Genomic DNA, 7,050 nt, shown 5'->3' on the forward strand with positions numbered 1-7,050 from the left:
GCCTACAGGTAGTGCGAAACTTTTGTTTAATCCACAATTTACAAAGTTTCAAAATTTAAAAATTTAGCCATTGAATTGGGGAGATGGGGGAGATGGGGGAGATTGGGGAGATGGGGGAGATTGGGGAGATGGGGGAGATGGGGGAGATGGGGGAGATGGGGGAGATGGGGGAGATGGGGGAGATGGGGGAGATGGTGGAGATGGGGGAGATGGGGGAGATGGGGGAGATGGGGGAGACTGAGGGCAGTACAAGTGCCCCATGCCCAATTCCCTAGTTTTTACTTAACTCCCAGCAATTCCACATCAAACAGCAGAGTGGCGTTGGGTGGAATCACGCCACCAGCACCACGAGAGCCATAACCTAACTCTGAGGGGATGATTAACTGACGACGACCGCCTACTTTCATGGTGCTAAGTCCTTCGTCCCATCCTTTGATTACCTGTCCAACGCCAATTTTAAAGCTGAAGGGTTGGCCGCGATCGCGTGAACTATCAAACTTAGTACCATCTTCTAGAGTCCCGACATAGTGAACTTCAACCGTTTGTCCAGGTTGAGGAGTCGCCCCAGTCCCCTCTTTTAACTCGACATACTTTAATCCAGAGGGGGTAGTTACGGCATTCGCATCTGACATAGTATTACTCGCAATTAAGATCTTGTTTTCAGTTACAGTTGTAGACGCTGGCGGCGTTTGGGTGATCTCGGCAGCAATGGCAGTATTCTGTTTACTGCTTACTTGCCCCACAACCAAAAGCACAACACACACCAGCATGAACGCCACGCTGAGGAAAATTGGTTTCAAAATCAGTTCTCCTTACTTAGGTATCCTGGCAAAAAGATTACCAACAGGACACATTTAGTTTAAATCAGAAAGGGCATTTTAACGCCAAAGCTTATTTTCCAAATCGCGCACTTGACGCTCTAAACGGTCAATTCTACCCCGTAGTTCGTCCACTTCTGACTGCCGACCCACCCCCAAATCCTGCATCATATTTCGCATTTGCCGTTGCATTTGCACATCCCAGTTTCCCTGTTCCGACTTTAATTGCTGGGCAATATCATCTATTACCGCCTTGGCTTGCTCAGGATTGAGCTTTCCGTCTTTAACTAAATCATCGCTGACTTGCCGCAGTTTTTCTGCTACTAAAGACGTTGTGCCAAGACCGACCATCATTAGCTGTTGCAACCAGTTGCTGCTGTCCATACTCTCTTCCTCTGTCTTATTAACCACCCGACTCTTGCTCCTGAGTGTAGCTAATCAAGCTATGCTGAAAGCGTAGTTATTCTAGCCTACATCTATATTTTGGCAAATTAGCGTTTACACTGGCGTTGAACCCAAGCGATCGCCTGACAATTCAGCCCAATACTTTTCAAACATCCTCTAAGCGACTAAAATTTTCTCTAATCAAAGTTGATATTACAGAGATGTAATCTGAATGCTAGCCCTGAATCTATGAGCGCTAACGAAATATCTCTTCGACCTGCCCAGAAAACAGATGCGTGGATGCTGAGTGCAATTCATATTGCTGCTATCAAAGCTTTACCTGCAACTTTCTACACCCAAAAAGAACTTTTAGCTTGGCGTAATTACCGTGACAAACCTGATGGTTCAAATATCTTGAAAAGAATGAAAGTGGAAACTTTCTGGGTTGCCATCGAGGGAGATGCTGTTATCGGTTTTGCTAGTTTCATGGTTGATGAACTTATCGGACTCTATGTTCATCCTAAATATCAAGGTAAAGGGGTTGGTCGTGATTTAGTTCAACATTTTTGCAACGAAGCAGCTGAGCAAGGTATAGATAAGGTAATTACAACTGCTAGTCTTTATGCTGAAGGATTTTATTTACGACTGGGATTTACTGCCATCCAAAAATCACCTCATTATTTAACAAGTGGGGTAGTTGTTCCAGTTAGTAAAATGAGTAAAACATTGGAAGCACAAGCTGGTTGTTGCGGCAAAGTTATGCTTCCCCTCTCACGGTTTCAAAAATAGCCATGCCACAAAGAACGTGGCTGCTGTGAATAGTTGCGTCAAATCCAAAGCAGATAGATAGCCATCCGCAAAGGAAGCAATACTGCGATCGGTAATGCCAAATACCCATGATGACAGCCCAAACAGCCAAATCCCATTCTTGAGATTTCCGACGAATTCCTTAGAGTCTGATGGTTTTTGGTCTTTCATGATTTTCCGTTCCGTTGGTGAGAAATTTGGTGATTCATGCGAAATACCTGCCATTGGGAATTTTTTGTGACTCCTGACGCTGAATTTACACTTTCTATTAATTATATTAATAAATATTTCACATACTTGACTTAACTGCCCAAAGATACATCTCAGAATCATGACATTCCTTCTTTGGTTCTGCTACCTTCGATACAATCTGATCCAATACGGTTCGGTTAAGCCCAAAAAATAAAAATGTGTAGCTTGGGTTGAAGGTCGTGAAACCCAACCTTGTATCTGAAAAGAAGTGGTAGCCCGTCCCAACCCAATACTGCGTAGGTTTTGACTCGATCTCCTCAACCCCCCTTAAAAAAGCTTGCTCAAAATGCCTTATTTTCCCCCTTAAAAAGGGGGACTAAGGGGGATCTCCAATTGATGTTGCACCAAAACCTACGCTGAGGGTTTGAGAAAGTCTAATTTAGCCGTAACGCACCATATCTCCAGATGCCGTACTCTCAGCTTTATAGCGCTTTTCGTTTGGATGCAATACAGTTTGACCTCTCTCCAAACCTCTCTCCTAAAAGGAGAGAGGCTTTGAGTCTTACTCCCCAACGCTACAAGGGTTGGGGCTGTTCTCGTTAGGTCTGTATTCCATGCAATTGAGAACCGCTATAACGCACCCGACAATTTAAGGCTTACTTTATAAATGGTCTCTAAAACATCCTCTAACGCAACCATCTGGAATTAAGTTTTGTATAAATTGATTCTCTTGGAATTTTTCCTTTGGTATTGTACTTTTGGTACAAGACAATTTAGTATTTTCCGAATAGTAGCTGTTGGCTATATCGCTGCCCTTTAAAGTAGACCTATTTGCAAAACATCACAAGATTATGATGAATAAGAAAGTGAAAACAAAAACTCAAAACTTTTGTAAACTCGTTTCAGTTTTTATAGGTATCTTTGTGGTTTCGCCAGCCTATGCAAGTGATTGGATTCAATGTGCAAATCTCAGCCAGATCGATGTAAACACTTGTCAGATTCAAAACTATCCAAGTGCTAGGTACGAATATGCAATTTCTTATAACACAACTGAGCCATTACCAGTTGTTTGCAGTTACTGGAATGTGGGAGTGAGGATCTATAACAAGCAACCGTATATGATTAATTCCGATAATCCACCGGCGGGGATGAGTTATGGAGGCGTTATTTTTTATAGAGGAACATATGCCTCTGATGATGCCACAGCTACATGTTCTTCTGGACAGTGGCGTCACAGATACTGGCAATTAACTCAGAACAATAGAATTGAGGTGGTTTATAATAGTAATGGGTGTTTTGGATCTGAAACTTCAGTCTTCTGTCGCGCACGCAGAGAAGTATCCAACAATAACATTTTGAACTTTCAACAAAAGAGATTAGCTTTGCTTCCTGACAGTCATCTGCTAAAAAGTAATAGATAACGCGATGTGCGACTTTCTCTCAAACCTAACCCCCAACCCCTTCCCTACGAGGGAAGGGGAGCAAAAATCAAAGCCTCTCGGACTGTGGGGGAGAGGAATGGAAGCGGGGTTCCAAGAATAAGTCGCACATTGCGTTGATCAAAATTCTTAATTGTGGTAACTTGCTGGCACAAGTTGCTCAGTACAAATGACAGCCTTAGCCAGTTAGCTTTATTTGCGTCGCTCTACTTAGATCGACCCTTAGACAATATGAAACAGGAGAATGAAAAGACACCATGACTCAAACTTTACAGAAAAAACTAGTCACATTTGATGAATTCGTCGCTAAGTATCCTGATAACACAGGTAAACGTTATGAACTGCATGATGGATTTGTAGTTGAAATGGCACAACCAACGGGTGATCATGAAGATGTTGTGGGTTTTTTGGCACTAGAAATATCTGCTGATATCAAGCGTCTAAATCTACCTTATTACATTCCAAAAACTGTATTAGTCAAACCACTTGAAAGTGAATCAGCTTATTCACCTGACATATTAGTAATCAATCGCCCAAATTTAGTAAATGAGCTTTTATGGAAAAAGGAATCAACTGTATCTCAAGCTGCATCTATTCCATTGGTTATTGAAGTTGTTAGTACTAATTGGCGAGATGATTATTACAAAAAAATGGCGGATTATGAAGCTATAGGTATTGCAGAATATTGGATTGTAGATTACGCTGCTATAGGTGCTAGAAAGTTTATTGGTAATCCTAAGCAACCTACTATCTCAGTTTATCAATTAATCGATGGTGAGTACCAAGTTACTCAATTTAGAGGCAGCGATGCCTACGGCGGTAAACAACGTATTCACTCGTTTTCTTTTTCTGAATTGATTTTAACAGTTGATCAAGTTTTTCAAGCTGGATATGGTTGATCTGAATCTGCTGGGGCAAAATAGACAACATGACGATTGAATCCGATTCCTCTAATCTACCAACCCCAGAACCTATCCCAGAAAACGACTTGCAGCCAGATGACTTTGACGGAAGTGCAACTGAGAACAACGTAAGCTCAGAAGCACTAGCGACGCAACAAGCCCTTGGTGCGATCGCATCTTTGCAATCTCCGCAGCATACAACTGCTCTAAAACTTGCCCGTTCTGACTTCAAGCAACCGATTACCAACCAATTTACAGTGAAGCCGAGGGCATTGCTGATTCTTATAATAGCGATCGCCATCACCTTCATTGGAGTTATCCTCAATAACTGGATCATCGGCATTATCGGAACGCTGATGACTTTGCTGCTATCCCTTGCGATACTGTTACCTTGGTTACAAGTAGTTTTAGACGAATGGTTTTCACCTCAAGAACGCACCCTGTTTGTGGCGTTTTTGGGACTACTAGTAGCGATCATCGGCTTGATCAGGTTCACAGGTGTAGGCGATCGCTTACTTGCTTGGGGACGCCAAATTAACTGGGACGTTTCTGGAACCCTAGCAGAATGGTTTGGCGCTTTGGGGCAAATTCTCATCGCCATCATCGCCGTTTACGTAGCATGGCGACAATACGTCATTTCCAAAGATTTGACAATTCAGCAAAACCTGCTAACAGTTCAGCAAAATATTATCACTCAGCAACAAACGATTGATTCCTATTTCCAAGGTGTTTCAGACTTGGTATTAGATGAAGAAGGATTATTAGAAGATTGGCCCCAAGAAAGAGCGATCGCTGAAGGACGGACTGCGGCAATTTTGAGTAGTGTCGATGGTAGTGGTAAAGCGAAAATTCTCCGCTTTCTTTCACGTTCTAAGTTGCTCTCACCCCTAAAACGCGATCGGCGCTTAGGTCGAGCCATTCTCAACGGTAATGGTGGTTACGCAGAAGACCGCTTGGAAGGTGTGCGCATTATCGATTTAGGCGTAATGTTAGCAGGAGCAGACCTTTCTAATACCGATTTACGTTGGACTGACTTGAGCGAAGCTAATCTTGTCCGCGCTAACTTGAGCGGTTGTGACTTAGTAAAAGCCAACCTTTCCCGCACAATTTTATATCATGCTAATCTCAGTGGGGCTGACCTCAACGGTATTCGCCTATTTTACGGTACAGTAGACAAAGCATCACCCCGCAGTCGCACCGAACCACCAGATTATCAAACCGGCGAACAAACTGGCGCTGTGGTAGAAAATGCCGATTTCAGCAATGTGCAACGGATGTCTGAATCTACACGTAACTACTGTTGCACTTGGGGTGGCGAAAAAACTAGAGGTACTATTCCTGGTGGTTGTGAAGGTATTCCCAATAAGTTGGGAAGATAATTATAAGACAACACCCTTGGGATAAGACTAAAACCCTTGTCCAGTGGACAGTGTAGAGACGTTGCAATGCAACGTCTCTACAGACCTATGGTTCTCCACAAAATCCTTAACCCAAGCGTATTGGGCTATACGAGACTTTACCCACCGACCTGGGTTTCAAATTCTTTGAGTCCGCGTAGGCGGACGAAAGTTTGTGTAGCCGCGATTTCTAATCGCTAAGTATATTTGCTCTAGCGACCTGCAACAAATATCTCTTCTGCCGTCAAATTCAGGTCTGGGAATGTTTGGGAGATGAGGCGTTCTGTTCCCCTAAATTGTCGTCCTTGATAAGTTCCATCGACTAACTGATAAATTGTAATCACCGGTTCTTTGGATAAGCCAATGTAGCGTTTTCCTCCCAACCCTAGATAATCTGCGATCCAATACTCCCCAATCCCTAAAGCTTCGTAGTCTTCCACTTTCCTAGCATAGTCATTTTGCCAATTGGTGCTGACAACCTCTACGACCAATTTCACAGAATTGCCTAGTGTAATCACTGGCTCAGTTTTCCATAATGGCTCATTTGCCAAAGTCGTCTGATCAAGAATCACGACATCGGGTCTAAAGGCTGAATTTTGACCTAATGGTTTAATCAGGCATTTCATGGGAATAAACCAAGGCAAATTGAGCAGATCAATTGCTACGTTGAGCTTACGATTAATTAACCCAGCTACCTGTTCATGAAGTCCAGTGGGTTCCAAGTCGATTAGTTCTCCGTCGATTAACTCGTAGCGTACATCATCCAGATAGCCAGCAACGAATGCCTCAGAGCTAAGAGTACCTATATTAATAGTGGCTGATACCATAGAGATTTGTCCTTCCAGGTTCAGAACTAGATGCTCTTAATTATTCTAACTACTTATATAGCAATCCTAAATCAGTCGTGAAAAATATAGATAGGACTTACGTAACTGGCATATTATTTTTAGTTTGTAGTGAGGACTGAAGTCCTCAAAATCAGGGCTGAGAGGATGTTTTAAAAGTGGGGGGCTAGTGTAAGAAAGCTCACAAGGCGTATGCTGAATTTTGTAGAAACCAGCACCCTGTGAGCGAATGACTAAAGCATACCGTAGCAATCTGACCTGGGAAC

10 protein-coding genes are annotated in these 7,050 nt (G+C 42.9%); 5 read left to right on the forward strand and 5 right to left on the reverse strand.

Translation table 11 applies throughout. The features are described from left to right. Window positions 1-70 precede the first annotated feature (70 nt). Window positions 71-241 carry a hypothetical protein gene (locus LC605_RS29960; RefSeq protein WP_229551065.1) on the forward strand — a complete coding sequence of 57 codons (171 nt, stop codon included), beginning with the start codon at window positions 71-73 and terminating at the stop codon, window positions 239-241. A 37-nt stretch (window positions 242-278) separates the two neighbouring features. On the opposite strand, the gene LC605_RS29965 is transcribed toward LC605_RS29960, so the two are convergent. Together LC605_RS29965 and LC605_RS29970 are read right to left on the reverse strand one after the other, a co-directional pair. Then, window positions 279-800 carry an FKBP-type peptidyl-prolyl cis-trans isomerase gene (locus LC605_RS29965; RefSeq protein ID WP_229551066.1) on the reverse strand — a complete coding sequence of 174 codons (522 nt, stop codon included), beginning with the start codon at window positions 798-800 and terminating at the stop codon, window positions 279-281. A 78-nt stretch (window positions 801-878) separates the two neighbouring features. Next, window positions 879-1,202 carry a phasin family protein gene (locus LC605_RS29970; protein WP_229551073.1) on the reverse strand — a complete coding sequence of 108 codons (324 nt, stop codon included), beginning with the start codon at window positions 1,200-1,202 and terminating at the stop codon, window positions 879-881. A gap of 249 nt (window positions 1,203-1,451) precedes the next feature. Between LC605_RS29970 and LC605_RS29975 the strand changes: the two genes are divergently transcribed. Then, window positions 1,452-1,991 carry a GNAT family N-acetyltransferase gene (locus tag LC605_RS29975; RefSeq protein WP_229551067.1) on the forward strand — a complete coding sequence of 180 codons (540 nt, stop codon included), beginning with the start codon at window positions 1,452-1,454 and terminating at the stop codon, window positions 1,989-1,991. Here LC605_RS29975 and LC605_RS29980 read toward each other — a convergent pair. Further along, window positions 1,974-2,180, reverse strand: a complete 207-nt coding sequence (locus tag LC605_RS29980; protein WP_229551074.1) for a hypothetical protein — start codon at window positions 2,178-2,180, stop codon at window positions 1,974-1,976. The genes LC605_RS29975 and LC605_RS29980 overlap by 18 nt on opposite strands. An 818-nt stretch (window positions 2,181-2,998) precedes the next feature. Between LC605_RS29980 and LC605_RS29985 the strand changes: the two genes are divergently transcribed. From LC605_RS29985 to LC605_RS29995, 3 genes are all read left to right on the forward strand, one after another. After that, a complete protein-coding gene (locus LC605_RS29985; RefSeq protein ID WP_229551068.1) occupies window positions 2,999-3,622 on the forward strand; it encodes a hypothetical protein in 624 nt (207 codons plus the stop codon). 275 nt (window positions 3,623-3,897) lie between these two features. Further along, window positions 3,898-4,539, forward strand: a complete 642-nt coding sequence (locus LC605_RS29990) for a Uma2 family endonuclease (protein WP_229551069.1) — start codon at window positions 3,898-3,900, stop codon at window positions 4,537-4,539. Between the two features lie 29 nt (window positions 4,540-4,568). Continuing rightward, window positions 4,569-5,921: a pentapeptide repeat-containing protein gene (locus LC605_RS29995; protein ID WP_229551070.1), complete on the forward strand. Its 1,353-nt coding sequence runs from the start codon at window positions 4,569-4,571 to the stop codon at window positions 5,919-5,921. A gap of 230 nt (window positions 5,922-6,151) precedes the next feature. Here LC605_RS29995 and LC605_RS30000 read toward each other — a convergent pair whose 3' ends face one another. Further along, complete coding sequence (locus LC605_RS30000; protein WP_229551071.1) at window positions 6,152-6,766, reverse strand: Uma2 family endonuclease; 615 nt, start codon at window positions 6,764-6,766, stop codon at window positions 6,152-6,154. Window positions 6,767-6,832: 66 nt separating this feature from the next. Continuing rightward, the coding region (locus LC605_RS30005; protein WP_229551072.1) for a hypothetical protein at window positions 6,833-7,050 on the reverse strand (218 nt) is incomplete at its 5' end.

Origin of the sequence: Nostoc sp. CHAB 5836 (assembly GCF_020829445.1) — a bacterium.
GTDB lineage: Bacteria > Cyanobacteriota > Cyanobacteriia > Cyanobacteriales > Nostocaceae > Nostoc.

What these genes read in the sequence shown, in the direction of transcription:
- LC605_RS29970 (WP_229551073.1), bottom strand. Translation starts at nt 1,202, where the DNA reads ATGGACAGCAGCAACTGGTTGCAACAGCTAATGATGGTCGGTCTTGGC.
- LC605_RS30000 (WP_229551071.1), bottom strand. Translation starts at nt 6,766, where the DNA reads ATGGTATCAGCCACTATTAATATAGGTACTCTTAGCTCTGAGGCATTC.
- LC605_RS29980 (WP_229551074.1), bottom strand. Translation starts at nt 2,180, where the DNA reads ATGAAAGACCAAAAACCATCAGACTCTAAGGAATTCGTCGGAAATCTC.
- LC605_RS29975 (WP_229551067.1), top strand. Translation starts at nt 1,452, where the DNA reads ATGAGCGCTAACGAAATATCTCTTCGACCTGCCCAGAAAACAGATGCG.
- LC605_RS29990 (WP_229551069.1), top strand. Translation starts at nt 3,898, where the DNA reads ATGACTCAAACTTTACAGAAAAAACTAGTCACATTTGATGAATTCGTC.
- LC605_RS29995 (WP_229551070.1), top strand. Translation starts at nt 4,569, where the DNA reads ATGACGATTGAATCCGATTCCTCTAATCTACCAACCCCAGAACCTATC.